Source organism: Kribbella rubisoli (assembly GCF_004217145.1).
Classification (GTDB): domain Bacteria; phylum Actinomycetota; class Actinomycetes; order Propionibacteriales; family Kribbellaceae; genus Kribbella; species Kribbella rubisoli.
On sequence record NZ_SHKR01000015.1, the window covers coordinates 1 to 26,738 of the forward strand.

The 26,738-nt window shown below is 68.4% G+C and carries 25 protein-coding genes; 11 read left to right on the plus strand and 14 right to left on the minus strand.

Annotated features, from left to right (window positions below):
- Nucleotides 1–85: 85 nt before the first annotated feature.
- Complete coding sequence (locus EV645_RS29570) at nucleotides 86–1,231, minus strand: sensor histidine kinase (protein ID WP_130447342.1); 1,146 nt, start codon at nucleotides 1,229–1,231, stop codon at nucleotides 86–88.
- 134 nt (nucleotides 1,232–1,365) lie between these two features.
- Here EV645_RS29570 and EV645_RS29575 point away from each other — a divergent pair, with 134 nt between their 5' ends.
- On the plus strand, nucleotides 1,366–1,809 hold the full coding sequence (locus EV645_RS29575) for a DUF6069 family protein (RefSeq protein ID WP_130447343.1): 444 nt from the start codon (nucleotides 1,366–1,368) through the stop codon (nucleotides 1,807–1,809).
- Here EV645_RS29575 and EV645_RS29580 read toward each other — a convergent pair.
- Nucleotides 1,774–2,493 (minus strand): FadR/GntR family transcriptional regulator, encoded by a 720-nt coding sequence (locus tag EV645_RS29580; protein WP_198681938.1) that lies wholly within the window; start codon nucleotides 2,491–2,493, stop codon nucleotides 1,774–1,776. The two genes, EV645_RS29575 and EV645_RS29580, sit on opposite strands and share 36 nt — an antisense overlap.
- Nucleotides 2,494–2,567: 74 nt before the next feature.
- Between EV645_RS29580 and EV645_RS29585 the strand changes: the two genes are divergently transcribed.
- Entirely contained in the window at nucleotides 2,568–3,779 is a 1,212-nt protein-coding gene (locus EV645_RS29585) for an alpha-hydroxy acid oxidase (RefSeq protein WP_130447344.1), read from the plus strand.
- On the opposite strand, the gene EV645_RS29590 is transcribed toward EV645_RS29585, so the two are convergent.
- From EV645_RS29590 to EV645_RS29620, 7 genes are all read right to left on the minus strand, one after another.
- On the minus strand, nucleotides 3,723–5,189 hold the full coding sequence (locus tag EV645_RS29590) for a sensor histidine kinase (protein ID WP_130447345.1): 1,467 nt from the start codon (nucleotides 5,187–5,189) through the stop codon (nucleotides 3,723–3,725). The genes EV645_RS29585 and EV645_RS29590 overlap by 57 nt on opposite strands.
- Nucleotides 5,186–5,872 (minus strand): response regulator transcription factor, encoded by a 687-nt coding sequence (locus EV645_RS29595; protein ID WP_130447346.1) that lies wholly within the window; start codon nucleotides 5,870–5,872, stop codon nucleotides 5,186–5,188. The genes EV645_RS29590 and EV645_RS29595 overlap by 4 nt, the downstream gene beginning before the upstream one ends.
- Nucleotides 5,873–5,894: 22 nt before the next feature.
- On the minus strand, nucleotides 5,895–6,659 hold the full coding sequence (locus tag EV645_RS29600) for an ABC transporter permease (protein WP_130447347.1): 765 nt from the start codon (nucleotides 6,657–6,659) through the stop codon (nucleotides 5,895–5,897).
- On the minus strand, nucleotides 6,656–7,570 hold the full coding sequence (locus EV645_RS29605; protein ID WP_130447348.1) for an ABC transporter ATP-binding protein: 915 nt from the start codon (nucleotides 7,568–7,570) through the stop codon (nucleotides 6,656–6,658). Before EV645_RS29605 ends, EV645_RS29600 begins: the two co-directional genes overlap by 4 nt.
- A 107-nt stretch (nucleotides 7,571–7,677) precedes the next feature.
- Complete coding sequence (locus EV645_RS29610) at nucleotides 7,678–8,817, minus strand: sensor histidine kinase (protein WP_242000744.1); 1,140 nt, start codon at nucleotides 8,815–8,817, stop codon at nucleotides 7,678–7,680.
- Nucleotides 8,818–8,895: 78 nt separating this feature from the next.
- Complete coding sequence (locus EV645_RS29615; RefSeq protein WP_130447349.1) at nucleotides 8,896–9,534, minus strand: MSMEG_1061 family FMN-dependent PPOX-type flavoprotein; 639 nt, start codon at nucleotides 9,532–9,534, stop codon at nucleotides 8,896–8,898.
- Entirely contained in the window at nucleotides 9,534–10,790 is a 1,257-nt protein-coding gene (locus tag EV645_RS29620) for an MFS transporter (RefSeq protein ID WP_130447350.1), read from the minus strand. Before EV645_RS29620 ends, EV645_RS29615 begins: the two co-directional genes overlap by 1 nt.
- 120 nt (nucleotides 10,791–10,910) lie before the next feature.
- Here EV645_RS29620 and EV645_RS29625 point away from each other — a divergent pair, with 120 nt between their 5' ends.
- A complete protein-coding gene (locus EV645_RS29625; RefSeq protein ID WP_130447351.1) occupies nucleotides 10,911–11,390 on the plus strand; it encodes a hypothetical protein in 480 nt (159 codons plus the stop codon).
- A gap of 243 nt (nucleotides 11,391–11,633) precedes the next feature.
- Here the strand turns inward: EV645_RS29625 and EV645_RS29630 are convergent, their stop codons facing one another.
- The 3 genes from EV645_RS29630 to EV645_RS29640 all read right to left on the minus strand — a co-directional run bounded on the left by EV645_RS29630 (nucleotide 11,634) and on the right by EV645_RS29640 (nucleotide 14,229).
- Complete coding sequence (locus EV645_RS29630; RefSeq protein ID WP_130447352.1) at nucleotides 11,634–12,287, minus strand: alpha-ketoglutarate-dependent dioxygenase AlkB; 654 nt, start codon at nucleotides 12,285–12,287, stop codon at nucleotides 11,634–11,636.
- 67 nt (nucleotides 12,288–12,354) lie between these two features.
- Nucleotides 12,355–13,260, minus strand: coding sequence for an aminoglycoside phosphotransferase family protein (locus EV645_RS29635; RefSeq protein ID WP_130447353.1), 906 nt, complete (start codon nucleotides 13,258–13,260; stop codon nucleotides 12,355–12,357).
- A 144-nt stretch (nucleotides 13,261–13,404) separates the two neighbouring features.
- Nucleotides 13,405–14,229: a MarR family winged helix-turn-helix transcriptional regulator gene (locus EV645_RS29640; RefSeq protein WP_130447354.1), complete on the minus strand. Its 825-nt coding sequence runs from the start codon at nucleotides 14,227–14,229 to the stop codon at nucleotides 13,405–13,407.
- A 210-nt stretch (nucleotides 14,230–14,439) separates the two neighbouring features.
- Here EV645_RS29640 and EV645_RS29645 point away from each other — a divergent pair, with 210 nt between their 5' ends.
- Entirely contained in the window at nucleotides 14,440–14,841 is a 402-nt protein-coding gene (locus tag EV645_RS29645; RefSeq protein WP_130447355.1) for a VOC family protein, read from the plus strand.
- Nucleotides 14,842–14,846: 5 nt separating this feature from the next.
- Nucleotides 14,847–16,172 (plus strand): amidohydrolase, encoded by a 1,326-nt coding sequence (locus EV645_RS29650; protein WP_242000745.1) that lies wholly within the window; start codon nucleotides 14,847–14,849, stop codon nucleotides 16,170–16,172.
- A gap of 49 nt (nucleotides 16,173–16,221) precedes the next feature.
- On the opposite strand, the gene EV645_RS29655 is transcribed toward EV645_RS29650, so the two are convergent.
- Nucleotides 16,222–19,092: a S8 family serine peptidase gene (locus EV645_RS29655; protein ID WP_242000746.1), complete on the minus strand. Its 2,871-nt coding sequence runs from the start codon at nucleotides 19,090–19,092 to the stop codon at nucleotides 16,222–16,224.
- Nucleotides 19,093–19,255: 163 nt separating this feature from the next.
- On the opposite strand from EV645_RS29655, the gene EV645_RS29660 reads away from it, so the two are divergent.
- The 3 genes from EV645_RS29660 to EV645_RS29670 all read left to right on the plus strand — a co-directional run bounded on the left by EV645_RS29660 (nucleotide 19,256) and on the right by EV645_RS29670 (nucleotide 21,431).
- The gene (locus EV645_RS29660; protein ID WP_242000798.1) at nucleotides 19,256–19,624 is read left to right on the plus strand and encodes a YciI family protein; all 369 of its coding nucleotides are present in this window, start codon (nucleotides 19,256–19,258) and stop codon (nucleotides 19,622–19,624) included.
- Between the two features lie 9 nt (nucleotides 19,625–19,633).
- The gene (locus EV645_RS29665; protein WP_130447358.1) at nucleotides 19,634–20,431 is read left to right on the plus strand and encodes a dienelactone hydrolase family protein; all 798 of its coding nucleotides are present in this window, start codon (nucleotides 19,634–19,636) and stop codon (nucleotides 20,429–20,431) included.
- A 379-nt stretch (nucleotides 20,432–20,810) separates the two neighbouring features.
- Complete coding sequence (locus tag EV645_RS29670) at nucleotides 20,811–21,431, plus strand: hypothetical protein (RefSeq protein ID WP_130447359.1); 621 nt, start codon at nucleotides 20,811–20,813, stop codon at nucleotides 21,429–21,431.
- On the opposite strand, the gene EV645_RS29675 is transcribed toward EV645_RS29670, so the two are convergent.
- On the minus strand, nucleotides 21,428–22,651 hold the full coding sequence (locus EV645_RS29675; protein WP_242000747.1) for a glycoside hydrolase family 99 protein: 1,224 nt from the start codon (nucleotides 22,649–22,651) through the stop codon (nucleotides 21,428–21,430). The genes EV645_RS29670 and EV645_RS29675 overlap by 4 nt on opposite strands.
- A gap of 157 nt (nucleotides 22,652–22,808) precedes the next feature.
- On the opposite strand from EV645_RS29675, the gene EV645_RS29680 reads away from it, so the two are divergent.
- The 3 genes from EV645_RS29680 to EV645_RS29690 all read left to right on the plus strand — a co-directional run bounded on the left by EV645_RS29680 (nucleotide 22,809) and on the right by EV645_RS29690 (nucleotide 26,735).
- On the plus strand, nucleotides 22,809–24,071 hold the full coding sequence (locus EV645_RS29680) for an ROK family transcriptional regulator (RefSeq protein ID WP_130447360.1): 1,263 nt from the start codon (nucleotides 22,809–22,811) through the stop codon (nucleotides 24,069–24,071).
- Between the two features lie 97 nt (nucleotides 24,072–24,168).
- Nucleotides 24,169–25,671 (plus strand): sugar ABC transporter ATP-binding protein, encoded by a 1,503-nt coding sequence (locus tag EV645_RS29685; RefSeq protein WP_130447361.1) that lies wholly within the window; start codon nucleotides 24,169–24,171, stop codon nucleotides 25,669–25,671.
- The gene (locus tag EV645_RS29690; protein ID WP_130447362.1) at nucleotides 25,671–26,735 is read left to right on the plus strand and encodes an ABC transporter permease; all 1,065 of its coding nucleotides are present in this window, start codon (nucleotides 25,671–25,673) and stop codon (nucleotides 26,733–26,735) included. The genes EV645_RS29685 and EV645_RS29690 overlap by 1 nt, the downstream gene beginning before the upstream one ends.
- The last annotated feature ends 3 nt before the right edge of the window (nucleotides 26,736–26,738 follow it).

Here is a 26,738-nt window from a genome sequence, read left to right on the forward strand (position 1 = left end):
CGCCAATCCGAAGACGGCAGCCACGGTACGAGCCAGGCATCAGGTGATCGGGATCCAACCACCGCATCCAGCGGCAGCACCACCCTCACACTGAGGGCCACGGTAGCGAGGCCTCGAGCCGGAACCCGCCACCGGGCACCTGCCCGTGGTCCAGCGTCCCGCCGGCCAGCTGTACGCGCTCGGTCAGTCCGACCAGGCCGGTCCCGCTTCCGGGCGTCACTGTGATCCCGTTCGATGCCGGGTTGGTCAGCTCGATCCGCAAGCCGTCGCCCGGTCGTCCGTCCACCGTGACCGTCACGGGTCGCCCGGCGGCGTGTTTCCGCGCGTTCGTCAGTCCCTCCTGCACGATCCGGTACGCCGTACGTCCTGTTGCCGGGGGCAATGAGGTGGGATCCGTGACGTGGTCCTCGTACGCGACCGTCGTACCTGCCTCGCGCGACTCGTCCACGAGTGCGCGGACGTCGTCGAAGGTGGGTTGCGGCCGGCCTTCGTAGACGTCCTCGTCGCGGAGGACGTTGATGACCTCGCGCAGCTCGTCGAGCGCCTGGTGTACGCCGGTGCGGATCACACCGGCTGCCTTCGCGAGGCGCTCGGGTGACGAGTCGGGGCGGTACTCGAGCGCGCCGGCGTACGTCGCGAGCAGGGACAGGCGATGCGCGAGTACGTCGTGCATCTCGCGGGCCATCTTGGTGCGTTCGAGGGTGCGCGCTTCGGCGACCCGGCGGCCCTGCTCGGCCTCGGCCCGGTCGGCGCGCTCGCGGAGCGACTCCAGCAACTGGTGGCGCGCTTGCGTACCTTGACCCCAGCCGAGCAGGGCGGCGTGGACGACGACGTCCAGGATCGCGAACCAGAGGAACGGCAGCCCGTGGATCGGTTGCCAGAGGCCCTGGATCAAGTGGCCGACGGTGCCGGCGAGTGCGACGAGAGCGGCGGTGCGGAACGGGCGCGTGAGGGCGACATTCAGGGTGCCGACGGTGGATGGCGGGGTGGCGGCGGGGGAGAGGGCGGCCAGGGCGGCCAGTGCGATCGCGCCCGGCACCGGGCGGCGAAACATGATCGGGACCAGCGCGACCGACACGACACCGACCGCGACGTCGAGCACCAAGAACTTCCGGTGCTCGGGGTCGGACGCCCGGCCGACGATCGTCATCGCGACGAGCACGCCGATCAATCCGACCGCCACGGCGTTCACCCACCAAGGCGCTTTCCGCCGGGCACACGACTGTTCCATGCCGCCGAGACTAAGCGGCCCGCCGCCGTCTCCACCACCGACCAAAGTCGAACCCACCCCGGCCACCCGACCGATGCCGCTCCCACCCCGAGTCCCGCAAGGTGTTCCCACCAACCTCGCCGAAGGAGCCCACAATGCCAACTCCCATCAGGATCTCCGACCCCACTCCGGCCACGGATGCGCGGCGCGTTCCCGGGCGTAGCCGGCTTGTCGTGGTCGCGGTGGCTGCAGCTGCGGCTCTTGCTGATTGGGCAATCCTCGCCCCGCTGGCCGGCCTCACCCTGACCGCACGTCAGGGCGGCATCCAGCACATCGGCGCCGCGGCCGTCCTGGCAGCCACCATCGTCGTCGCCTTCGCCGGGTGGGGCCTCCTGGCCATCCTCGAACGCCGCAGCCCGCGAGCCCGTGACGCCTGGACCGTCATCGCGACCATCGTCTGCGTCCTGTCGCTGGGCAGCCCGCTGACCAACGGCATAGGCCTCGGCGCCAAGCTCGGCCTGGCCTCACTCCACCTGATCGTCGGCGTGACCGTGATCCTCGGCCTACGCCGTACCGCCCTCTCCGCCGAACGGTGCTAGCTGCGCCGCCTGATAGAACCCGCGGATATGCGCGGTCACTAACGAGGCCGCGCGCTCCGGCTCCCCACCGCGCACCGCGGCCAGGATCTCGCGATGCTCGGCTCGCAACCCTACGGCCACCGCTTCCCAGTCGGGCAGGTTAGGTACGGCGGCCAGCACGTACCCGTGAATCGCCGACCGCAACGAGGTCATCACCGCCGCGATCAACACGTTCCCGGCCAACCCCGACAGCGCGACGTGGAACTCCGCATCGAGCAGATGGAACTCCTCCGGCGACAACCCGGTGTCGTCCATCCGATCCAGCAGCCCCTCCGCCGCTTTCAGCTCATCCGCCTCCAGCTCACGCCCCGCAGCCTCCCGCGCCGACCACGACTCGAGTAGCAGACGCGTCTGTACGACGTCCCCCATCGGCAGGTGATTCGTTGCCAGATGCAACCGCAGTACGGCGGTCAACGGCGACACCGGCTCCGCCACGATCACCGCACCCGCCTCCGGCCCGGACCCCGTCGCCGTCCGCACCACTCCCATCGCCTCGAGCACCCGGACCGCCTCGCGCACCGACGGCCGGCTGATCCCGAGCTGCTCGGCCAGCGTCCGCTCGCCGGGCAGCCGCCCGCCGATCCGCAGCCGCCCCGCGGCCAGATCGGCCTCGACCCGGTGCAGGACCAGCTCGTAGTTCTTCATACGGACCAGCCTACCGGTGTGGTCGGACCACAGGGTAGGGTGTGGTCCGACCACAGATTGAGCCGGGAGTTGTGATGACCGATCGCCAGATGCCCAAATGGTCCGAGCTGAAGCCGCTGCTCCGGCCGAAGCCGATCACGGTGAACGCCACCGAGCGGCGGCTGGACAAGGCGCTGACGATCGCGGACCTGCGCAGGATCGCGAAACGCCGTACGCCGCGCTCGGTCTTCGACTACACCGACGGCGCCGCCGAGGCCGAGATCAGCCTGAGCCGCGCCCGCCGGCTGTTCGCGGAGATGGAGTTGCAGCCGTCGATCCTGCGCAACGTCTCCGAGATCGACCTTGGTACGTCGATCCTCGGCGGCCGCTCCGAGCTGCCGTTCGCGTTCGCACCGACCGGGTTCACCCGGATGATGAACCACGAGGGCGAGAGCGCGGTCGTGAAGGTCGCCGAGCAGATCGGCATCCCGTACGCGCTGTCCACGATGGGCACCACCTCGATCGAGGACGTCGCGGCCGCCGCTCCGAACGCGCGGAAGTGGTTCCAGCTGTACGTCTGGAAGGACCGCGACGCCGGCGAGGACCTCGTGAAGCGCTCGGCCGCCGCCGGTTACGAGGGGTTGATGCTGACCGTCGACGTACCGGTCGCGGGCGCTCGCCTTCGCGACGTACGCAACGGTTTCACGATCCCGCCGTCGCTCACCGCCAAGACGGTCCTGGACGCGTCGCTGCACCCGGCCTGGTGGGCGAACTTGCTCACCACCCGACCGTTGACGTTCGCCTCGCTGTCCACCTGGGACGGCACGGTCGCCGAGCTTCTCGACAAGCTCTTCGACCCGACCATGACGATCGACGACCTCACCTGGCTCCGCTCGATCTGGGACGGCCCGCTGATCGTGAAGGGCATCCAGACCGTCGCGGATGCACGTCGCGTGGTCGACGCCGGCGCGGACGCGGTCGTGCTGTCGAACCACGGCGGCCGTCAGCTCGACCGGGCGCCGACACCGCTGCGCATCCTCCCCGACGTACGCAAGGCGATCGGCAGCGACGCCGAGATCTACCTGGACACCGGCATCATGTCCGGCGCGGACATCGTCGCGGCGATCGCGCTGGGCGCCGACGCCTGCCTGGTCGGCCGCGCGTACCTGTACGGCCTGATGGCCGGCGGCCAGCGCGGTGTCGCCCGCGCTGCGGAGATCCTGACCAAGGAGGTACGCCGCACGATGGCGCTACTCGGCGTCTCGAGCGTGGCCGACCTCAACCCGTCCCACGTCCGCCTGCCGTAACACCAGCCGGAACGCCGCCCCTTCGCCCAACGCCGTCCGCACGACGAGATCCCCGCCGTGCGCCCGCGCGATCGAACGGGCAATCGCGAGCCCGAGACCGGTCCCTGCGCCTGCCGAATGGTTGCGGGACCGGTCAGCTCGATAGAACCGGTCGAACACCCGCGCGGCCTGCTCCTCGGTCATTCCCGGCCCGTCGTCCGAGATCTCCAGTACGGCCTCTCCGTCGACCGTCCCGACACCGACGCGCACTGTTGTCCCGGCTGGCGTATGAGCGATCGCGTTCCCCACCAGGTTGCTCACCACCTGCCGAAGCCGATCCTCGTCACCGAACACCGCGGCCGGCCCAGGCGCATCCTCGCCGTCGACCCCGGTCAGGCTGATGCGCCGCGACGGATCCAACGCCCGTACGTCGTGCCGCGCGTCGTTCGCCAGAGTGCGCAGATCCATCGGTGCCAGGTCGACCTGCCCCTCCGGCGCCTCGTCCAACTGCGCCAGCAACAACAGCTCCTCGGTCAGCCGCGTCAGCCGCGTCGCTTCCCGATCGATCCGCTCCATCGCTTCGTCCGCGCCCGATCCGCCCATCCGGTACAGCTCGGTCGATCCCTTGATCCCGACAAGCGGCGTACGAAGCTCGTGGCTCACGTCCGACAGGAACGCGCGCATCCGAGCCTCGGCGGCGGACCGGTCCGCGAACGCCTGCTCCAGCTGACCGAGCATCGTGTTCAACGACGTCGCCAGATGGCCGATCTCCGTCTGCGGCGCAGCCAACCCCGGTACGCGTTGCGCGAGATCACCATCGGCGATCGCGGCTGCCGTGTTCTCGATCCGCCGCAGCGGACGCAGTCCACGCCCGAGTGCCCACCATCCGACCAGCGTGAGTACGACGAGCAGTGCGGTCCCACTGATCAGGCTGCTGGTCCGCAGTTGGGCGATCGTCGCATCGGCCTCGGTGAGCGGCGCCGCCGCGATGACTGTTCCTTTCCATCCTGTGGCTGGTCGCGCGACGGCACGCCACCGGCCGGATCCGTCGGCCGAGCGCAGCACGACGGCCTTGGTGTCTGTCGGGATCGACCGCAGCGAGTCGTCCGTGGGGAAGGACGTGGCAGCAACCCGCGACGAGCGGAGAGTCCCGGCGACCGCGCCGTTCGAGTCGAGATACGCCAGGTACGGCGCACCGATCAGATCCAGCGCCGGGTCGATCAGCTGTGGTCGCGCCGGCTGGCTCCGATCCGGTCCGTTGGGCGACACCTGCGCGATGATCTCGGTGAACGATCGCAGCTGACTGTCGAGCCGATCGAGCTGGTACCGCTCCAATTGGTGCGACACGAACGTGCTGATCAGACTCAAGCCGGCGAGCAGCAGCGCCGTCGTGAGCAACAGCAGTCTGGCTCGCAGCGACAGTCGCTTCACGGCTTCGGCGCCCGCATCACATAGCCCACGCCATGCACGGTGTGGATGAGCTTGGGCTCCTCGTCGTCGACCTTGCGGCGCAGGTACGAGATGTAGGTGTCCACGATGCTCGTGTCTCCGTTGAAGTCGTAGCGCCAGACGCGTTCGAGGATCTGCCCTTTGGAGACAACCCGTCCGGCGTTCTCCATCAGGTAATGCAGCAGGCGGAACTCGGTGGGGGAGACGCGGAGCGGAGCGCCGGCCCGCGTCAGTTGGTGGCCCTCGGCATCGAGTGTGAGCGGCCCGACCGTCAGTACGTCGCTGTGCTGGCCTGTCGTCCTTCGCAGGATCGCGCGGATGCGAGCGATCAGCTCCTCCAGGTCGAACGGCTTGGTGACGTAGTCGTCCGCGCCCAGCGACAGTCCCTGGATCTTGTCGGCCTGCCGGTCGCGGGCGGTCAGGAACAACACGGGCACCGGTCCCGCAGCGGTCGGTTGCTCGCGCAAGCGCCGTACCACTTCGAAACCGTCGAGGTCCGGCAGCATCACGTCGAGCAGAACCAGGTCCGGCGGCTCTTCGACGGCCGCGGCGACCGCCTCGGTAGCGGTCGCCGCGGAGGTCACCTCGAAGCCGGCGAAGCGCAGCGTCGCGGACAGCAGTTCGCGCACCGTTGCTTCGTCGTCAACTACGAGTAGCCGGGTCATGGTCGCCAGAATACGGACGCGCTCAGACATCACGTCGTCGGAAGACGACGAAGGCGGCGGTCAGGATCGCGAGGACGCCGAGCCACAGCCCGCCCAGATTGACCCAGGGATGGGGGAAGTTCGCGTCCGGCACCGTGCCGAAGATCGCGGCAGCACCGAGAGTCGGCCAGAAGTCGAAGATCCCCTGCATCCACGACGGAAAGAGTCCCGACAGGGCTGGAACCAGAAACACCACGCCCACCAGCGTCGTGAGCGCGCCCGCGGTGGCTCGCATGATCGTGCCGAGACCGACCGCCAGCAAGCCGATCGCCGAGAGATACAGACCGCCGCCGACGATCGACGCCAGCACCCGATGATCGCCGAGGTGTGCGTACGGGACGTCCCCCGCGCTCATCACCGCCTGGCCGAGGAAGAACGAGGCGAACATCAACACCTGGCCGGCCACCGCCGCGACGGCGGTGGCCACGATCGCCTTCGCGGCCAGGAGTTTGTTGCGACGAGGCGTGGCGGCGAGCGTCGTCTGCATCAGCCCGCTCGCGAACTCCGACGTCACGACCAGGATGCCGAGTACGCCGATGACCAACTGCGCCACGATGAACGTCTTCAGGCTGCGGCCGGTCGGATCCCACACAGCTCGATCGGCGTCCGTCCTGCCCCAGTAGTCCTTGTTCGCGCCGAGCGTCGACAGTGTCGTGATACCGAGCCCGAGAACGAACAGGCAGCTCACCGTGTACCAGGTGGATCGCAGGCTGCGCAGCTTGATCCACTCTGCGTGCACCGACCTCATACAACCGCCCCCTGGTATTCGACGCTGTCCTTGGTCAGCTCCATGAACGCGTCCTCCAGCGACGCCCGCTGCGGCGTCAGTTCACTCAGCGGTACGCCGTGGTACGCCGCCAGCTTGCCGATCTCCTCACCTGAAAGACCTGTGACGACGAGCGACCCCTCGAGACCGTCTCGCACAGTCCCGCCGGCCGCAGTGAGGTGGTACGCGAACGAACCGGGATCGGCGGTTCGTACGAGAACCGTCCCGTCGCCGTTCGCGTGCATCAAGTCGGCCATCCCCATGTCGGCGATGAGTCGACCGCGTCCGATCACGACCAGGTGGTCCGCGGTCAGCGCCATCTCACTCATCAGGTGACTCGACACCAGGACCGCCCGGCCCTCGGCGGCCAGCGAACGCATGAAGTCGCGGATCCAGCGGATGCCTTCGGGATCGAGCCCGTTGACGGGTTCGTCGAAGATCAGGATCCGCGGATCGCCGAGTAGCGTCGCCGCGATCCCGAGCCGCTGCCGCATGCCGAGCGAGAACCCGCCGGCCCGCTTGCCGGCCACGCCTTCGAGGCCGGTCCGGGCGAGCACCTCACCGACGCGGCGCTTCGGGAGACCGTTGCTCACGGCAAGCGCTAACAGATGGTTGTACGCCGTACGCGCGCCGTGGACCGCACTCGCGTCGAGCAGCGCGCCGACCTCGGTCAGCGGCACCGGCAGGTCCCGGTACTGCCGGCCGCCGACGGTGACCGAGCCGCGAGTGGGTGCGGCCAGGCCGATGATCATCTTCATGGTCGTGGACTTGCCCGCGCCGTTCGGCCCGAGGAACCCGGTGACCTGACCGGGCTCGACGGAGAATGACAGGTCGTCCACGACGAGGTCGGAGCCGTACCGTTTGGTCAGCCCGCGCACTTCGATCGTTGTCATGGCTCGAAGCCTGACGGGGCGATCTGGGTGTCCGGTGGGAGTTTCTGGGAGAACTCTGTGAGTCTCAGCGGGGCGGCGTCGTACGGCCGGGCGCATTCACAGGAAACCTACAGCGGCAGGGTCGCCGTGATCCTCAATCCGCCGGCGGGAGTGCGGTTCGCCGACAATGTGCCGCCGAGCGCGGTGGCCCGTTCCCGCATGCCGCCGATGCCGTTGCCTTCCTTCGGTGGCCCGGTGAGCGATTCGCCGTCGTCGTCGATCTGCAGCACGAGCGCCTGCTCGCCGTACTGGATCCTCACGGTCGCCGACGTGGCCTTCGCGTGGCGTACGACGTTGGTGAGCGACTCCTGGATGATGCGGAACGCGGCGCGGTCGAGTCCCGCCGTCAGGGGACGGGGATCGCCGTGGACGATCTTGTGCACCTCGAGGCCGGCCCGCGACGTACGGGCGACCAGGAGGTCGAGATGGTCGAGACCGGCGACCGGTTGGCGCGGCGCGGACTCGTCGGACTGCCGCAGGATGCCGACGATCGAGCGGAGCTCCACCAGGGCCTCCTTGCTGGCGTCTTTGATCGCCGCGAGCGCCGGTTCGGCCCGCTCGGGCTGCCGGTCGACCAGGTGGAGTGCGGTCGAGGCCTGCACGTTGATGAGCGAGATGTGGTGGGCCACGACGTCGTGGAGCTCCTGCGCGATCCGCAGCCGCTCCTCACCGGCTCGCCGCAGCTCCTCCTCTCGACGGGTGCGCGCTGCGGCCATCACCCGGTCGCGGTGAGCGCGGAAGAGTTCGGCGACAAAACCGAGAACGCAGAAGCAGGTGCCGACGAGCAGGACCTGATACACGCCGTCCTGGTTGATGCCGAGGATCATCCGGCCGCCGACGTGCAGGACGTACAGCGAGATCAGGCCGGCCCACCCAGCGGCCCGGTGGCCGAGCCTGATCACGGTGAAGACCGCGATCACGAACGTCAGGATGACCGGACCCCACGGGTACTCGCGGAGCATGTAGATCAGCGTGGTGGCGACAGTTGCCCACAGCACCGGAACCGGATGGGTGCGCAGCCAGTACAGCGAGATGGTGCCGATCAGCAGCAGCACGACCATGAACCAGTCAGGTTGGCGCCGGTCCGGCTGCCCCTGAGCCGAGCCGAACGTCCCGACCACCGTGATGAACGACAGCACCACGGGCAGGAGGACACGACGCGCACGCGCCCCGAAGGTCGGGACGTCGACGGGCTCAGTCGTGGTCACAGTACGAAACCGTAGAGGGCGGTAGGCCGGGTGTCATCGTCGCCACGGAGTACTTCGGCCTGCTCCTCCTGCAGTAGTTCAGTACTTGACTTTGTAGATCGACTCCTCGTACTGCGGGCCGTAATGCTTGTCGAGCGTGTCGAGGTCGTCGTCCGGACGCTCCAGCGTCTGGGAGATGACCGCGCGGCGCGGCAGGGCATCCGGGTTCCAAGTCTCGGGCTTCCACAGCTTCGAGCGCAGGAACGACTTCGAGCAGTGATGGAAGATCTGCTCGATCTCCACCAGCAGCGCCAGCTGGGGGCGGTTGCCCTTGACGATCATGTCGTCGAAGAACGGCGCTTCCCTGACGATCCGGGCGCGGCCGTTGATCCGCAGCGTGTCGGTGCGGCCGGGGACGAAGTAGATCAGGCCGACGTGCGGGTTGCTGAGGATGTTCGTGAAGCCGTCGACGCGGCGGTTGCCGGCCCGGTCCGGGATCGCGATCGTCGAACGGTCCAGGACCTTGGTGAAGCCGACGGGGTCACCCTTGGGGGAGACGTCGCAGTTGCCGTCGGCGTCGGAGGTGGCGATCAGGCAGATCGGGGAGGCGTCGAGCCACTGCAGATCCAGGTCGTGGAGCTCCGTGCGCTCCTTCGCCGCGGCTGCTGCCAGCGGCTGCGGCACGAGCTCGCGCAGCTCGTCGTACGACGTGATCTCGACCAGTCCGGGAATCTCCATCAGGCGACGTTCTCCTCTACCAGCGACGGCGTGGCGTCCTCCTTGACGGCCCTCGTCCGCGCAGCCCATCGTACGGCGGGACCAGTTGCGCAACTGGTCCCCAGGAACAGGGCGCCGATGACGATCCAGCCGATCGGACCCCAGCCGAGGATGACCGTGGTGAGTAGCGCCGGGCCGAGCATCCTGGCGATCGCGGGGCCGGTGCCGAAGAAGCCCTGGTACTGGCCCTGCTTGTCGGCGGGGGCGAGTCCGAAGCTGATCTCCCAGGCGCCGGACGCGAGCTTCATCTCGCCCAGGGTGAGCAGCGCAGCGGCGACCACCAGGATTCCCGCGGTGGCTGCCGGGGTCAGGTGGGCGGCGGTCGTCGCGAACACGCCGCAGGCGGCCAGCATCGCGACACCGGCGTACCGGACCGAGCGGGCGGCGGTGCGCAGGTCCTTGACGCGCTTGGCGATGTGGACCTGGAAGAACGTGACGCCGAGGGTGTTCACGATCATCAGCGAGGCGACGACCCAGCTCGGTGCGCTTGTCCGGGTGACGATCCACAACGGTCCGACGAGGCTGATCAGCGGCATGAAGAGCAGCATGATCGCGTTGAGCAGCGCGAGGACGGCGTACGGACGGTCGTGCAGGACCGCGAGGCGGGGCTCGCCTTTGACCCGGATCGTGGTCGCGATCGAGGGCACCCGGCGGATGAGAGCGGCGGCGATCAGGAAGCTGAGCGCGTCGATCGCGAAGACAGTCAGGTACGCCGCTTCGGTGTCGAAGCGGAGCGCGATACCGCCGAGGAGCGCGCCGACCGCGAGACCTGCGTTGACCGTGGACTGCAGGAAGGCGCGGATGCGGGTGCGCTCAGCCGGCTGCACCAGGCCCGCGAGGAGCGCCTGGCGGGCTGCGGTGAGTCCGGTCTGGCTGCAGGCGTACACGATGGCCGCGATCAGGAAGCCCGCGAAGCTCCGAACGAACAGGAACGCTCCGACTCCGCCGGCGGTCAGCAGCGCCAGGAGTACTGCGGTGCCGCGCGCTCCACGCCGGTCCGCGAGGTTGCCCAGCGGGACGCCCGTCAGGAAGCCGACCAGCCAGGCGACGGTCAGCCCGAGGCCGACCTCCGCAGTCGACAGGCCGACCACCCGGGTGAAGAACAACGCCGAGGTGACGACGAACGCACCGTCGCCGACCGAGTTCGCCAACTGCGCCATCGCCAGGTCCCGCGGCGCTCCGGCCGGGGGAAGCATCTGCCCAATTCTGCTGCTCATGACTTGAGCCTAGGTATTCAGCGGCCCAGCAGGCAGGTCCACTCTGGGCGCAGAATGTTGGGCCACTTTTGGTCTGTGGACAACCCTGATCCGGGGGTGAAATCGCGGCACCTTCTAGGCATGAGCTTCCTTGATCTGACACCCACCTGGACCGACCAGCCACTCACCGACCCAGACGTCGCCGCCGACGTCGTAGACCTGATGCTCACCTTGGGCGACCGCCGACGCGGCACCTTCGCAGTAATCCTCTGCGACCCCGACGACCACTACCGAGCCACCATCACCGTCGACCTGCCAGCGGAATTCGACCGCCTGGCCTCGCCCCTGGACACCCACACACTCTGCTCGACCGCCCTCAACCCAATCGTCCCCGCCATCCAAACAGCCCCCAACACAGCCGTGATCCTTGCCCTCGGCCGCCCGGGCCCCGCCCGCTCACCCGCCCTCGACCACGCCTGGGCCACCGCCGCCACAACCATCTGCCAAGCCGCCCATCTACGCCTCCTCACCTTCCACATAGCCACCCCCGAAGGCGTCTATCAGCCCCTCACCACCCCTTCACCAACCAACCACCCCCTCGCCACCCCAAGCGCCGCCTAACCACCCACCCTCCCCACCAACCCAACCCACCCCGCCGTACTGCGTCTGCTGCGTCCAGCTGCGTCCTGCTGTAGGAGGTGTGGGCGCGGGTGCCGTACCGATGCCGGCGATGATGGCGCCGACGTACCCGGGACCGACCTGCTGTGTGCTCCCGCGCGCGGGTTCGGTGGCTGCGGTTGCTCCGCGTGCTGTGGTGATGCGGCTGGCTGCTCTTGGGTGCCGAGTGCTGCTCGGCGGGGCTTACTAGCGGACTCCGCGGGGGCGGAATTGGATGCTGATGCGGGGGCCTACGCGGCCGGAGGCCTTGGGGATTGCGTGTTCCCAGGTGCGTTGGCAGGAGCCGCCCATCACGATGAGGTCGCCGTGGCCCAGTGGGTAGCGGACCGTCGAACCTACCGGGCCGCTCGCACCGCCCGAGCCGCCGGGGCGCGGGCGGAGTGCCAGGACGCGTGGTTCGCCGACGGACAGGATCGCGACCATCGTGTCCTCGCGATCGCCGCGGCCGATGCGGTCGCCGTGCCAGGCGACGCTGTCCCGGCCGTCGCGGTAGAAGCACAAGCCCGCCGTGCGGAACGGTTCGCCCAGCTCCTCGGCGTACCGCTCGGTCAGCGCGTCTCGCGCCTCGTCCAGGATCGGTAGTGGCAGGTCGACGTTCTCACCGTAGAAGCAGAGCAGTCGCGGTACGTCGACCACGCGGTCGTACATCTGCCGCCGCTCCGCCTGCCACGGCACGTCCCGCGCCAGCCGCCCGTACACCTGATCGGCGCCGGTCAACCACCCCGGCAGCACATCGATCCAGGCCCCGCGGCCCAGCTCGGTCCGTGTCAGCCCGTCCAACGAGCCCAACGCCGGATCCTCGAAAGCATCCAGCAACGAGCCCTGGAGATCAGCACCCATCCCCCCACCATACATGAAACTCGAACACCTGTTCCCCTGCCGGCGGACGATGCCCACGCAGGAGATCTCATCGAGGAGTTGCGAGTACCTGGCCGATGAGGTGCCGGGCGTAGTTCGCGATCGGCGGGTTGGTGGCCTTTTGGTTCGACCACACGATCAGGGCCTGGGACAGTACGCGGCCGCGTCCGCGGAGCCAGGTCGCGTCGTCCACGTCCAGGGCCGCGCGGAACTCGTCGCGGGCGTTCGGGGGCAGTAGGTGCCACACGGGGAACAGGTCGCAGGCCGGATCGCCGACGCCGCAGGTCTCGAAGTCGAGCACCGCGGTCAGCCGGCCGTCCGCCGACACGAGCAGGTTGCCCGGCGTCAGGTCCGAGTGCACCCACACCTCGCGCCCGTCGTACGGCGCCGCGAGCGACTCCTCCCACGACGCCAGCGCTGCGCGGGTGTCGATCAGGCCGTCCAGCTCGCCGATCGCCTTCCGCGTCGAGGAGTCCATCTCGACCATCGGAGCCCGCGTGCGGCGCTCGCCCGGGTACGCCGGTGGCCGGTCCAGCAGGTCGATCCGCCGGAACGCGTCGACGAAGGCCGCGAGGTCTGTCGCCAGCCCGCGTGGGTCGGCGAGCGCGTCGGCGGAGGGGTGCGTACCGGTGAGCCAGCGGTGGACGGACCACTCGCCCGGGAACGTGTCGGTGGGCGAGCCGATCGCCTCGACAGAGGGGATGGCCACAGGCAGGTAGGGCGCTAGTGCCGCGAGTTTCGCCTGCTCCCGTCGGACTGCGTCGATGTTCGTGGGCCGGAGCGGCAGCCGTACGGACAGGTCGGAACCGAGTCGGTAGATCGCGTTCACCAGTCCGCCGGAGTCGACCGGTTCCAGCGGCAACGCTGCCCACTGCGGGAACTGCGCGTCCACCAGTTCGCGGACGAGCGGTGTGTCGATGTCGGCCTGATCGGCGTAGACCTTGCGGGGACTCACGAGCCCCATCGGACCGGTCGGCCCGACCGCTGTCAATCCGGTTTCGGACCGAGTGGGTCAACAGCACGCAGGCTACGGAAGCGTCACCACCCCGAACCGTCACCGAGGTCCTGCGCCATGTCCACTCAGGCCAACGGGTGCCCGTCAGTCGTCGCCGGCCAGGGCCGCGGCGGCGATCGGCTCGAGCCCTGCGATCAGCTCGTCCAGTTCGTCGGCGCTGAGGACGTCGTACGCCGGCGCCGCCAGCTCATCGGTGAGCGCCTCGATCCGCGACTTGGTCTCACGGCCGGCGTCGGTGAACCGGCCGGCCGCGTCCACGAGGCCACGCTCGCGCAGCCCGTCGACGACACCATCAAGCTGTGCCTTCGGCAGGTGATGGATCCGGCCGAACTCCTCCGCCCTCATCCCGAGAGCCAGCGCCATCAGGACGTGGGCCTCAGTGCCGCCGATGCCGTGCGCAACCAGTGCGACATTGTGGCCGTCCCCGCGGAACTCCCGCAGCAGCGTTGCCGCATGCCAGAGCCTCGCGACCGGTTCTTCGGGGACGTCGAGCGCCCGGAGTCCGGCGTACAGCACCCGGCCCGCGGTCGGCGCACTGACCGCTGCACGAGTGGCGAGATCGGCGACCCGCACCAGGTCGGGGGAGTTGGCAAGCTCCCCGATCCATTCCCGCAGTGCGGCGGCGCTGCCTCGCTCGCGGATGGCGATCGCCTCTTCCGGGGTGGTCTTTCCCCAGACCCACGGGATATGGCGCGCGACCTCGCCGTCGGCGAAGTTGTAGAAGACCGCGTGCACCACCTCGGCCGGCACCAGTCCGAGCGGCGCGGCCCGGCCCGCGAAGTACCCGTCCCAGTAGTTCCGCATGCCCACGGCCAGGAACGCCTCGGTCGGTACGTCGGAGAAGGTCACGGTCGCGATCGGCTCGACGAGCTCGAACATCCGGTGAATCTTGGCCTGTGGGTGCGGCATCGCTGGTATCTCCTTCGGTCGCGTGCGGGTCGGTCGGTCAACTGTTGGGCCCCGGCACTCCTTGTCCGGACGGCCTGGCCGTCTCTCATCCCTGCAACGATCCCGAGGCCTCGAATCCGACAGGTTCACGGAAATTCGCCCGGCCCGTAGTACACCTTCGCCGTAGTTTGGTGACTTCGACGTCCCGCTACTCGACCTGGAGGTCGTGCAATGACCAGCAAGTTCACCGAGCTGGCGATCGACTGTGCCGATCCGAGCGGCCTTGCGCGGTTCTGGTGCGCGGTCCTCGGCTACGAGGTGCTGGACGACGGTGAGGACGCGGAGGAAGGCGTGGTCACGATCGGTTCGCCGCAGGTGCCCGAAGGCAGGAGCCGTCCCGGTCCGGTGCCGCCGACGCTGACGTTCGCTCGGGTGCCGGAGGGCAAGACGATCAAGAACAGGCTCCACCTGGATCTCAACCCGACCGACACAGATCAAGAAGCCGAGGTACGTCGGGTGCTCGACCTCGGCGCCCGTCCCGCCGACGTCGGTCAGACCGGCGAGGAAAGCTGGGTCACGCTCGCCGACCCCGAGGGCAACGAGTTCTGCATCCTCGCGAGCCGACACCCCTGATTCGCATGCTGATCCGAAACGTAGCTGTGCTGGTGGTCCCCGAGCAGGGCGAGTGCCGAGTCGACGAGGCACAAGACATCCACATCCAGGACGACCGCATCACCGCAATCACCCCGACAACCACAAGCAGTCCGACAGACGAGGAGGTGATTGACGGCACAGGGCTGGTTGCGGTCCCGGGATTGGTCAACTCCCATACGCACAGCCCGATGGTCATGATGCGCGGTGCGGCGGAGGATCTCTCGATCGAGGATTGGTTCAACCAACGGATCTGGCCGATGGAGGTGAACCTGACCCCGGAGCGCGTGCGGGTAGGTGCACGACTCGCGTGCGCGGAGATGCTGCTCGCCGGCGTCACCACGTTCGTCGACCACTACTTCCACGCCGACCAGATCGCCGCCGCCGCGATCGAGTCCGGCATCCGCGCCGACCTGGCGCCGACGTACTTCTCTTCCGCAGGCGCGGACGGAATCAACGCAGCGGTCGACACGACCCGCGAGCTCAGCCGGCTCCATCCGCGCATCACCGCGAGCCTCGGCCCACACGCGACGTACACCGTCACCGACGACGACCTGAAACGTACGGCGGACATCGCGCGTGCAGAGGGTTTCCGCATCCACCTGCACGCCGCGGAGACCGACGACCAAACGCAAGCGTCCCTCGACAACCACGGCGTCACGCCGGTCCAGGTGCTCGAAAGGACGGGCGTGCTGGACGCCGGTGCCCTGATCGCCCACGGCTGCGGCATCCGCCCCGGCGACCTCCCGATCCTCGAGCGGTACGCCGACCGCACCGCCGTCGCGTCCTGCCCGAAGGTCTACCTCAAGCTCGCGATGGGCGAGGTCACCCCGATCAAGGGCCTCCGATCAGCCGGCGTACCAGTTGGCGTCGGCACCGACGGAGCCGCCGTACACAACACCCTCGACGTCTGGGAAGCGATCCGCATGGTCGCCCTCACCCAGAAACAACGCGAGCACGACGCCGAATGGATGACCCTGTCCGACACCCTCCGCCTCGCCACCCGCGGCAGCGCCGCAGCACCCGGCCTCACCGACCAGATCGGCGTTGTCGAGCCAGGCCGCCAAGCAGACATCGCCCTGGTCGACCTGAGCGCACCCCACAACCAACCCGTCCACGACCCACGAGCCGCCCTCGTGTACTCCGTCCGAGCCTCCGACGTCGTCACCGTTCTCGTCGCAGGCAAGGTCGTGGTCCGCGACCGGCAACTCACCACGATGGATCTCGCAGAAGTCCTCGCCGACGCGAAGTCGTTGGCTCACACACTCGTGGACCTCTCGAAGGGCGGCGCGATCCAGCACTACGCGCCCTGAAACACGCATGCCCCGGCCGCAGCGACCGGGGCATGGCGCGACGAGACGTTCAGCTGATCGTGACGATCTTGTTCGCGGAGAACGCCTGCGCATGATCGGCGTCGCCCGGGAACCAGATCCGGTACGCGATCTGGCCCCGAACCGCGGGCCGGATGCCGAACGCGTACTTGCCCGACGAGATCAGCTTCACCGACGCGATCGACTTCCACACCTTGTTCCCGTACTGCTGCAGGTACACCGACTGGCCCGCATGCGCCGGAGCGACGTACCCGCTGACCGCCGTGGTGTTCCCGAGCTTGATCGACGTCGGCGTCATCGTGGCCGAGATCGTCGGCGCCACCTGGACAGTGATGTCCGGCGTCCGCGTCCCCATCAGATCGGCGTTGCCCGGGAACGTCATCATGAACACCGACGACACCAGCGGCTTGTACGCGAAGCTGACGGCTCCCGTCGACGAGGTCTTCAGCGCCGCGAGCAGCGTGAACTTCGACGAGTTCTTCGGCCGCACGTACAAGTTGGTCGGCAACCCGGCGTACGCCTTGTTGTCGATCCGGAGCGTGCTTCCGCGCAGCGTGATCGTCCCGCCGTAGTTGATCAGCGTCGACGTCGCCGAGATCCCGGTCTTCATACCGAGCAACTGCGTCGTCGCCATCGGGCTGACCTTGCCGCCACGATCCTTGACCCAGGCGGCGTACGTGTACGTCACGCCCTGCGCCAGCCCGGTGTTCTTCACCGCGGAACCCGTGCCTGCGTAAACCAGCGTCCCCGTGGTCAGCGTAGGCGGCTTGCTGAGAGGGTTCCGTCGGACGATCACCTGGTCGAGGTCGCCGGTCGGGGGGACCTTCCAGGCCAGGTTCGCGGTCAGATAGGCGCCCGCAGCATCGAACGACCCGACCGCGGCCGGCACCTGGTCCACCGTCCAGAACACGCTGGTGAACGGCGCGATCGTCCCGCCGTCGCCTTGTACGCCGCTGACCACGATCCGGTACGGCGTGTTGTCGAGCAACGGCACCGTCGGCGTGATCGTCGCCACGTTGCTCGCGGCATCGAACGTGACTGCCGCACCGACCGTCGTACCCGTCCTGCCGTTCACGAGCCGAACCGTCGTCGAGTTGATGCTGGCGGCAACGACCGTCCGCGCGAACGTCACTGTCGGCGTCGCCGCGAGCGCTGCATCCGCGGAGAGGTCGTCCGGCTTCACGTCCCGCACCGGGTACGCCGTCCCGCTCGGCGCCGAGCCGGTGCCTTCCTGCGAGACTGTCATCGTGTACTTGCGCGTGTCCCGCGAGCCGTTGTCGTTGCGCACAGCAATGAACGTGGTGCCCGCCGCCGCGCTGACATTCGTTGACGCGGTCAGTGTGGTGGCCTGAGGACATCCCGTCGCAGGGTCGGTCGGCGTCGACGGATACGAGTTCACCGCACTACCCACCGGGAGCAGGTTGCTGTTGTAGACGGTGATCCGCGGTCCGAAGTTCACCGAGTAGCCGCAACTGAACACCGGCCCGGTCACCGACACCTTGAGGTTGCGGTCCGTGTCCGACGTGACCTGGTACCAGTCGACCTCACCCTCGACACTGATCGGCGCACTGACCGTGGCCGGGACTGCTACCTTCGTGGCCCGCACAGGCTGGTCGTTTCCGTCCTCAGGGTTGACCGGGAAGTCCGAGGTGAAACGCCCGCCGAGGGCGGCGTACGCGTCGACGATCCCGTGTCCGTAGTACGGATCGATGCCGCGCGGACCCGCATCGCGGGCCAGGACCTCGAGCCGCTGTGCGACCTGCGCCGGCGTGAACGTCGGCCACTTGTTCTTCACCAGCGCCGCGATGCCGGTCACGATCGGCGCCGAGCAGGAGGTACCGGTGCAGTACCAGTACGGCGCGTACTGCGGGGGAGTCAGGTCCCGCGGGCCGGTGCTGAGAATGTTCCATCCCGGTGCGGCGACGTCGACCCAGTCGCCGTACGAACTGAAGTCGGTCAGTACACCGCCGGCGTTGGTTGCAGCCACCGCAATCACCTCGGGGTACGCCGCCGGGTACTGCAGCTCATCGGTCCCGCTGTTGCCGGCAGCAACCACAATGGTGACGCCCTTGGCCACGGCGCGCTTGACGGCGTCGTGCAGCACGGGGTTGTCGCCCGGTCCGCCGAGCGACATGTTGATCACCTTGGCACCGTGCGCCGCTGCCCAGTCGATGCCCTCGGCAATGTCGACGTCGTACCCGCCGCCGTTGGAGTCCAGGACCTTGACCGGCATCGCCTTCACGTTCCAGCCGACTCCGGCAACGCCGACACCGTTGTTGGCGGCCGCTGCGATGATGCCGAGCGTCATAGTGCCGTGGCCGTTGTCGTCGATCGGGCCGCGGTTCGGCGAGGTGGCGTTGTAGCCGGTGACCAAGTGGCCGACGAGATCCGGATGGCCGGCATCGACGCCGGTGTCGAGGACGGCGACGATCTGGCTGCCAGTTGTCTTCGAGAGATCCCAGGCCTGCGGCACCCGGGCAGTGCCCAGGTAGGTCTTCTGGTCGGTGTTGTAGTACTCGTCGTTCGGGACCGCTGAGATGTAGCGCTTGTAGTTCAGCGAGGCCAGCTCGACGTTCGGGTCGGCCTTCATCTTCTTCAGCAGATCGGGCGCGGACAGTTCGCCCTTCACCTTCACGACGTTCGACGCGACCGAGTCCTCGGTGCTGCCGCCGGCCTTCGAGACGGCGGCCCGGCGGGCCGCGGTCGTTGCCTTGGGCTTGAATTTCACCATCACCGCGTTCGGCTCGAACTCGGCCTTCGCCGACGGGTGGGCGGTGAACGGCGGACTGTACGGCTTCGGCTGCGCGGCCGAACCGGACGAGCCGGTCAGAACGATCAGCGAACCGGCGACCAGGGCAGCAGGCACCCCGAGGCGCAGCAGATGAGCAGGGCGGAAACTCACAGGACCCCCCAGCAGGTCAAAGTGATAGACCTGCGGAGTATTTCAGAGCCCGGAACTCCAGTGCAGACCGGAATCGATGTCCAAAGCTGCAATCCGGCAACGACGTTCCACTCGAGCGCCGACCACGCGGCGCAGGAGCAACGGAGGGTGATCCGTGAAGTACATGCTGTTGATCCGGCCCGACAACGACTATCCCGACGGCGTACCCGACGAAACGATCCGGAAGACCGAGGCCTGGGTCGCCGCGGTGAAGGCCCGCGGCGTCCATCTGACCGGCGGCGCACTCTATCCGCCGGCGCAGTCGACCGGCGTACGGCGGCGGGGCGCGAAGGTCGTCACGACCGACGGCCCGTTCGCCGAGTCGAAGGAGCAGATGGGCGGCTTCGACCTGATCGAGTGCGACACCCTCGCCGAGGCGATCGAGATCGCCGCCGGTCATCCGGCCGCCGAGGCTGGGATGGTCGAGATTCGTCCGATCGTCGAAGAGTTGGCCTCGCTGGGACAACAGGCTGTCGCCGACCGCACACCCTAGGCTCAGGCCATGACTGTGGACCTGGGCTCCTGGCGGAGGGCGCCGTTCACCGGCGGCGGCCTGACCTACGACTGCTTCGAGAAGGGCCAGGGACCGGGCGTCGTACTGATCCCCGAGATCCCGGGTCTGAGTCCCGAGGTGGCCGAGTTCGGCGAGCATCTCGTCGCCGCGGGCTTCACGGTCGTCATCCCGTCGCCCTTCGGTACGCCGGGACGCCCCATCACGACCGGCTACACGCTGGGAGTCGTTGCGCGGCTCTGCGTTTCGAAGGAGTTCCGCAGCTTCGCGGTGAACGCCGAGCGGCCGATCACGAAGTACCTGCGTGCCGTCGCGAAGGACCTGGCCGCGCGGACGCCGGGCCGCGGCGTCGGCGTGATCGGCATGTGTTTCACCGGGGGATTCGCGCTCGCTGCCGCCGTGGAGGACGACGTCAACGCGTCGGTGCTCAGTCAGCCGGCCGTGCCGTTCCCGGTGAGCGCGAGGATGCGTCGCGATCCGGGGCTGTCGCAGGAGGAGCTCGAGGTCGTGAAGGAGCGCACGCGGACCGACGGGTTGTGTGTGCTGGGCCTGCGGTTCAGCGGCGACCGCGCGGTGCCGCCCGAGCGGTTCAATACGCTCCGTGCCCACCTCGGCGATGCGTTCGAGGTGATCGAGCTCGATTCGTCGCCGGGCAACCCCGACGGGTTCGGCAAAGGCGCGCACGCGGTGCTCACCGCCGAGGTTCGCGACAATCCGCCGAACTCGGCCTTCGCTGCTCGGGCCCGGACAGTCGAATTCCTCAAAGAACACCTCACAGCGACCGCTTGACGACATTCCGTGCGGAAATGTCAAAACCACGTTGAGTAACTCGTCCGGTGTGATTCGGTTGCGTTCACGCGGGGGAATCTACTCATGCCTGGGGGTTGGTCGTTGCGGTCTGCAAGTACGGGGGCGCGGTGGGTGACGCCGTTGTGTTTCCTCTGGTCGTGGGTACCTGAGACATGGCACGATCGGCCACCGAGGGCACAACAGGGGACGCATCGCATATGGCGGGTGCCAGGCACTGGACGAGTGAGGCTGTATGAACGGGCGGACAGCGCAAGAGAGCCGGATCCCGGTGAATGGGTCGGCCAACGGTACGAACGGTCACGGTCCGCAATCAACCACACACCTTCAACCACCGGCCGCGGACCAGTCCGAAGGTTCGGTGGGCGACAATCCTCAGCCGAAGCAGTCGAGCTGGCAGCCGGGGGAGCAGGTCGCAGAGATCCGCACCGACCAGCCGCCGCGCTCGGAATGGCTGTCCGAGGTACGTGATCGGCCAAGGGTGCAGAACGGTACGACGCTGCGCCAGTTCAACACCCCGGTCCGGGTCGACGAGATCGCGGTTGCCGCGATGACGCTGGCCGAGGACCTACAGGCGGCGACGCAGAGCATGCCCGATTCCACCGAGTTGCGGCGGTTCCGGCAGGAGCTCGACCAGGCTGCCACCACGTTCCGCGAGATGGCGTCGAAGCTCGAGGCCACCGCCGGCAAGCTCGTCCGGCTGGCGGCGAACGAGGGCCAGGTCTGCGGCGTCGGCTGGGGTGTCTGCCCCGAGCACGGCCTGACGCTGATGAACATCGGCGACACCGCGACCTGCCACGTCCTCGGCTGCGGCCGGCAGAACGAGGGCGAGGTCGAGCGCTGCGAGCACCCGGTCGCCTACAAGGTCGTAGACGCCGCCGGCCCGGCCCTGCTCACCTGCTCCGGCCACGCCATCGCCTGCCGGATGTACTTCGACAACCCCGTCATCACCGCCACCGCCGACAGCATGGAGCTGTTCTAGATCCGAGGCGCTGTCGGTCGTACCGAGGTCAGCGGCGCCTGCCCTTTGAACATCCGGCCTCCGTCGTTCGTCAGGCGGAGGTAGTAGTCCGACGAGCACGCCGTACCGTCCTCGTCGAGCGCGCGGATGTTGGAGCCGGCCGGCACCCAAGCGGCGCTCTCCGCGGTCTTCGCGATCTGGTTGCCTTCGTTGAACTCGTCGAACATCGAGATGTACATGCCTTGTGCGCCGACGCGCGTCAGGTTGTAGAACTGCCGCCACATCAGATCGCCGTGGAGCCGGTGCCCCGACTGTAGATCGCCGGGGATGACGCACGGCTGGTAATCGATCCCGTTCGCGATGCAGTCGGCCTGGTCCTGCTGATTCACGTTGTTGTAGTAGTGATCCGCGCCCGCGAGGTCGCTGATCCGGCCGACCATCCACGGCGAGATCATGTTGAACGCGTGGTACACGTCCAGGTATCCGGGGCGCGAGTCCTCGTTGCCTGGGAGCCAGTGCGTCGGCACGCCGCCGATCACGTAGCAGCCCTGGCCCTTGAACCAGTTCACGACGTCGAGGCACACCGACGCCGGAAAGTCCTTGTTCGCCTCGTCGAACCCGAAGCCCCAGATGCACACCACGGGCTTCCCGTTCTGCCGCGCATACGCCGGTGACGACGTGTACGCGCTCATTTTCGCGGTCCAGTCGGCCTTCATCTCCGACTGCATGTTCGTCCAGCCGGTCGCGTCGTACATGACGTAGAACTTCCGCCCGTACTGTTCCGCGGCCTGGCGCACCTTCGCGGCCATCGCGTCGCGGGTCGGGCCTTCGCCGCCGGTCGGGTTGAACCGCTGCAGCGCGGCCGTGTCGCAGCCGTTCTGCTGCATCCACTGGAAGTGCGTGTTCACGGTCTGCTGGTCGTACGACGAGAACAGCTTCGCGGGCTGCCCGTTGCCGAGGTTCGCGTACGCCGTCTGGTACGTCGAGCTGAAGTCGCGGACGTCCGGCCAGCTCACGATCGCGGTGTTCGTCGGCGAGGGCGGTTGACCCCAATTGCTGCTCCAGTGCCACCACCCGTTGATCGGGGCGCCGTCGCCGGGGCAGGCGAACCAGCCCTGATAGCCGACGGTGATCTTGCCGACCACGTCTCCGGGCGGACTCGCGGCGAACGTGAGCTGAGATCGGCCGGTCAAGGCAGCTGCCGCGGTGGTGGCGAGCAGGGTACGGCGGGTGAGTTTCATGAGTGGCTCCTGGTGGGGGCGGACAGGAGGTGCGCCGCGAGCGTACAAATCTGAACAGAGCCCTGCAAGAACTTCACGGTTACGGAACTCTTGACGTCTGGTCGGCCTGAACTTAGTTTGTTGGATCAACAGACAAAGTCGGGCGAGGGGCAGGCAGATGACGTTGACCGATGGCCGGCGCCCGGGTAGTCGGGGTGTTGCTGCGGATCACGTCTCGCTTCGGCGGAACAACCTGTCCGTGGTACTGCGGCACGTCCGCGACCTCGGCCCGCGGTCGCGGGCGCGGATCGCCGATGAGACCGGGCTGAACAAGGCGACCGTCAGCAGCCTCGTTGCCGAGCTCGTGGAGCGCGGGCTGCTGCGTGAAGGATCCGCGGACTCCTCCCGCGCCCTCGGTCGTCCCGGACTGCTTGTCGAGCTCGACGGCTCCGGCGTCTGCGGTGTGGGCGCCGAGATCAACGTCGACTACCTGGCAGTCGCCGCCCTCGATCTGGCCGGCAATGTAGTGCACGACAAGCGCGTGCCGGTCGACGTCGCGCACCTCGATCCCGGTACGACGCTCGACCGCTTCGCGGACCTGGTGCAGGAAGCGGTCGCGGCCGTGGAGGTCCGTGGCGGGCAGTTGGCCGGGGTCACCCTGGCCGTGCCGGGCCTGGTCCAGGGCGAGACCGGAGAGTTGAAGCTCGCGCCGAACCTGGGATGGGGCGAGCTGTCGGTCGCCCAGGAGATGCGGTCGCGGCTGGGCCAGCCGACGTACCCGTTGCACGTCGACAACGAGGCGAACCTCGCGGCACTGGCGGCGTACGCCGATCTGCGCCGGACCGAGGACGAGCCGGTGCACGACCTGGTGCTGCTGACCGGCGCGGTCGGTGTCGGCGGTGGCGTGGTGGCCGGCGGGCAGCTCTTACGCGGCGGGCACGGGTACAGCGGCGAGGTCGGGCACATGCCCGTCGCACCGCCCGGGCGGACCTGCGGCTGTGGCCGGACCGGCTGCTGGGAGACCGTCGTCGGGCTGACCGCACTGTTGCACAAGGCAACAGACAGGGACGACCCAGTACGGGATCCGTCGCTGGACGTGGAGCAACGGCTGGCCGGGATCACCCGGCGGGCCGAAGCGGGGGAGGCGCGGACGTTGTCCGCCCTGAAGGACGTCGGCACCTGGCTGGGGATTGGGGGAGCGATCCTGGTGAACATCCTGAACCCGGACGTGCTCGTGCTCGGCGGATACTTCGCCGTGCTCGGGCCATGGCTCAAAGAACCACTGGAGAAGGCGATCCGCGAGCGCGTGATCGCACCGGACGGCGGCGGCTGCCGGGTGGTCCGGTCCGAACTCGGTTTCGCCGCGGCCGTCCGCGGCGGCGCACAGATATCCCTCGACCAGGTCTTCGTCGAGCCGACCAGGATCGGGGTCGCACCATGACAGCACTGATGCCGCGACTCCGTCGCGGCGGGTCATGGGGCTGTTGCTCCCGGTCTTCCCTCGTCGCTCCGCTCCTCAGTCCAGACCGGGAGGCCCCATGACCGGTCTGCTGACGATGACCGGGATCGTCAAGGAGTTTCCCGGCGTACGGGCGCTCGACGGGGTCGATCTCGACGTTCGTGCCGGGGAGGTGCACTGCCTGCTCGGGCAGAACGGCGCCGGCAAGTCCACGTTGATCCGGGTGCTGACCGGTGCGCACCAGCCGGATGCGGGCACGATCCACCTGAACGGCGAGCCGGTCCAGCTGAACAGTCCGACCGCGGCGATCCAGCGCGGGATCGCCGCGATCTACCAGGAACTCGACCTGGTGCCTGAGCTGACCGTTGCCGAGAACATCTTTCTCGGCCACGAGCCTGCCCGCTTCGGCTTCAGCCGCAGGCACGAGGCGACCGTCCGGGCCCGCGAGATCCTGCAAGGTCTCGGGCACGCCGAGATCCCCACCCACCGCGCCGTCGGTTCACTGCCGGCCGCCGGTCAGCAGGTCGTGAGCATGGCCAGGGCGCTGTCTCGTGACGCCCGCCTGATCGTGATGGACGAACCGTCCGCGGTCCTCGATCCCGAAGAGGTGTCGAACCTGTTCCGGGTGATCCGCGGCCTGACCGAACGCGGCGTCGCGGTCGTCTACATCTCGCACCGGCTCGAGGAGATCCGCCGGATCGGCGACCGGGTCACGGTCCTGAAGGACGGCGCGACGGTCGCCACCGGACTCGACGCCCGCGAGACCCCGACGAAGGAACTCATCCGGCTGATGACCGGACGCTCGATCGAGTACGTCTTCCCGCCGCGCAACGAGGTCCCGAGCACGGCGCCGGTCGTGCTCGAGGTCGACGAGCTGACCAGGCCGGGCGAGTTCGCCGGGATCAGTTTCACGGTCCGCGCCGGCGAGATCCTCGGGCTGGCGGGCCTCGTCGGCTCCGGACGTTCCGAAGTACTCGAGACCGTGTACGGCGCGCGACGCGCGGCGAGCGGATCCGTCCGCGTCGACGGCGCCGCGCTACGGCCAGGACGGGTGCAGGCGGCGGTCAAGGCCGGGGTCGGTCTCGCTCCGGAGGAACGCAAGAGCCAGGCGCTGCTGCTGGATCAGGCCGTGTACAAGAACATCACTGTGTCGACGCTGCAGCGGTTCGCCAGCGGGGGATTCCTGAACAACCGCGCCGAGCGGGAGGCAGCGGCCGGCCTGGCCAGGTCGCTGGACCTGCGGCCGGCCGGGGTCGACCATCCGGTCCGCAACCTGTCCGGGGGCAACCAGCAGAAGGTCGTGCTGGCGCGCTGGTTGCTGCGGGACTGCCGGGTGCTGCTGCTCGACGAGCCGACACGCGGCGTCGACGTCGGCGCGCGCTCGGAGATCTACGCGCTGATCCGCGCGCTCGCGGCCAACGGAGTCGCGATCGTGCTGGTCTCCAGCGAGGTTGAGGAAGTGCTCGGTCTGTCCGACCGGGTCGTCGTACTGCGGGAGGGGCGTGCCGTCCACACGGGACCCGCGCAAGCCATCGACGAACACCAGGTCCTCGACCTGGTGATGGAGGGGAGTGCGGTGTGATGAGTGAGGACATCACGAGACCTGACACAACGCCGGAAACCCGGCCGGACACGACGGCGTCGACCCAGGCGACCGTGACTCCGCCGGCCGCGCAACGATCGGCGAACCTGCTCACGTCCGGCATCGGACGCAACCTCGGCCTGGTGGTCGCGCTGGTCGTGCTCTGCATCGTCGGCGTGATCACCGCCGGCGACACGTTCGCCACCGGCGCCAACGTACTGACGATCCTGCGGCTCGCCGCCGTCATCGGTGTCGTCAGCGTCGGCATGACGTTCGTCATCACTGGTGGCGGGATCGACCTGAGCGTCGGCGCGATGGTCGCACTGGCCTCGGTGTGGGCGACCACGCTGGCGACCCAGCAGCTGGCTGCCGACTACCACTGGATCCTGATGGTCAGCACGGCGCTCGCAGTCGGCGCCGCCTGCGGCCTGGTCAACGGCCTGTTGGTTGCCTATGGCAAGATCGTGCCGTTCATCGCGACGCTGGCGATGCTCGCGGCGGCGCGCGGTCTGGCCGAGATCATCTCGGACCGGAAGACCCAGATCATCACGGTCAACTCGTTCGTCGACTTCTTCGGCGGCTCGCTGCTCGGCGTACCGGTACTGGTCTGGATCTTCCTGCTGGTCGCCGCGGCCGGCTGGGTGGTGCTGAACCGGACCACGTTCGGCCGCCGTACCTTCGCCGTCGGCGGCAACGCCGAGGCCGCCCGGCTGGCGGGGATCAAGGTCCAGCGTCACACCGTGGCGCTGTACGTCGTGGCCGGCCTCTGCTGCGGGATCGCCGCGGTGATGCTGATGGCGCGGACGACGACGGGGAGCTCCACCCACGGACAGCTGTACGAGCTGGACGCGATCGCGGCGGTGGTCATCGGCGGCACGCTGCTGTCCGGCGGCCGCGGCACGATCGTCGGCACCGTCATCGGCGTACTGATCTTCACGACGTTGAACAACGTCTTCACGCTCAACAACCTGAGCATCTCCGCCCAGTCTGTGGCCAAGGGCGCGATCATCGTGGTCGCCGTCCTGCTGCAGCAACGTCTGGCCGCCCGCACGACGAGTTCATAGGAG

What these genes read in the sequence shown, in the direction of transcription:
- EV645_RS29640 (WP_130447354.1), bottom strand. Translation starts at nt 14,229, where the DNA reads ATGCCGCACCCACAGGCCAAGATTCACCGGATGTTCGAGCTCGTCGAG.
- EV645_RS29685 (WP_130447361.1), top strand. Translation starts at nt 24,169, where the DNA reads ATGACCGGTCTGCTGACGATGACCGGGATCGTCAAGGAGTTTCCCGGC.
- EV645_RS29570 (WP_130447342.1), bottom strand. Translation starts at nt 1,231, where the DNA reads ATGGAACAGTCGTGTGCCCGGCGGAAAGCGCCTTGGTGGGTGAACGCC.
- EV645_RS29680 (WP_130447360.1), top strand. Translation starts at nt 22,809, where the DNA reads ATGACGTTGACCGATGGCCGGCGCCCGGGTAGTCGGGGTGTTGCTGCG.
- EV645_RS29620 (WP_130447350.1), bottom strand. Translation starts at nt 10,790, where the DNA reads ATGAGCAGCAGAATTGGGCAGATGCTTCCCCCGGCCGGAGCGCCGCGG.
- EV645_RS29660 (WP_242000798.1), top strand. Translation starts at nt 19,256, where the DNA reads ATGCTGTTGATCCGGCCCGACAACGACTATCCCGACGGCGTACCCGAC.
- EV645_RS29690 (WP_130447362.1), top strand. Translation starts at nt 25,671, where the DNA reads ATGAGTGAGGACATCACGAGACCTGACACAACGCCGGAAACCCGGCCG.
- EV645_RS29580 (WP_198681938.1), bottom strand. Translation starts at nt 2,493, where the DNA reads ATGAAGAACTACGAGCTGGTCCTGCACCGGGTCGAGGCCGATCTGGCC.
- EV645_RS29600 (WP_130447347.1), bottom strand. Translation starts at nt 6,659, where the DNA reads ATGAGGTCGGTGCACGCAGAGTGGATCAAGCTGCGCAGCCTGCGATCC.
- EV645_RS29665 (WP_130447358.1), top strand. Translation starts at nt 19,634, where the DNA reads ATGACTGTGGACCTGGGCTCCTGGCGGAGGGCGCCGTTCACCGGCGGC.
- EV645_RS29650 (WP_242000745.1), top strand. Translation starts at nt 14,847, where the DNA reads ATGCTGATCCGAAACGTAGCTGTGCTGGTGGTCCCCGAGCAGGGCGAG.
- EV645_RS29645 (WP_130447355.1), top strand. Translation starts at nt 14,440, where the DNA reads ATGACCAGCAAGTTCACCGAGCTGGCGATCGACTGTGCCGATCCGAGC.
- EV645_RS29585 (WP_130447344.1), top strand. Translation starts at nt 2,568, where the DNA reads ATGACCGATCGCCAGATGCCCAAATGGTCCGAGCTGAAGCCGCTGCTC.
- EV645_RS29625 (WP_130447351.1), top strand. Translation starts at nt 10,911, where the DNA reads ATGAGCTTCCTTGATCTGACACCCACCTGGACCGACCAGCCACTCACC.
- EV645_RS29615 (WP_130447349.1), bottom strand. Translation starts at nt 9,534, where the DNA reads ATGGAGATTCCCGGACTGGTCGAGATCACGTCGTACGACGAGCTGCGC.
- EV645_RS29630 (WP_130447352.1), bottom strand. Translation starts at nt 12,287, where the DNA reads ATGGGTGCTGATCTCCAGGGCTCGTTGCTGGATGCTTTCGAGGATCCG.
- EV645_RS29575 (WP_130447343.1), top strand. Translation starts at nt 1,366, where the DNA reads ATGCCAACTCCCATCAGGATCTCCGACCCCACTCCGGCCACGGATGCG.
- EV645_RS29675 (WP_242000747.1), bottom strand. Translation starts at nt 22,651, where the DNA reads ATGAAACTCACCCGCCGTACCCTGCTCGCCACCACCGCGGCAGCTGCC.
- EV645_RS29595 (WP_130447346.1), bottom strand. Translation starts at nt 5,872, where the DNA reads ATGACCCGGCTACTCGTAGTTGACGACGAAGCAACGGTGCGCGAACTG.
- EV645_RS29605 (WP_130447348.1), bottom strand. Translation starts at nt 7,570, where the DNA reads ATGACAACGATCGAAGTGCGCGGGCTGACCAAACGGTACGGCTCCGAC.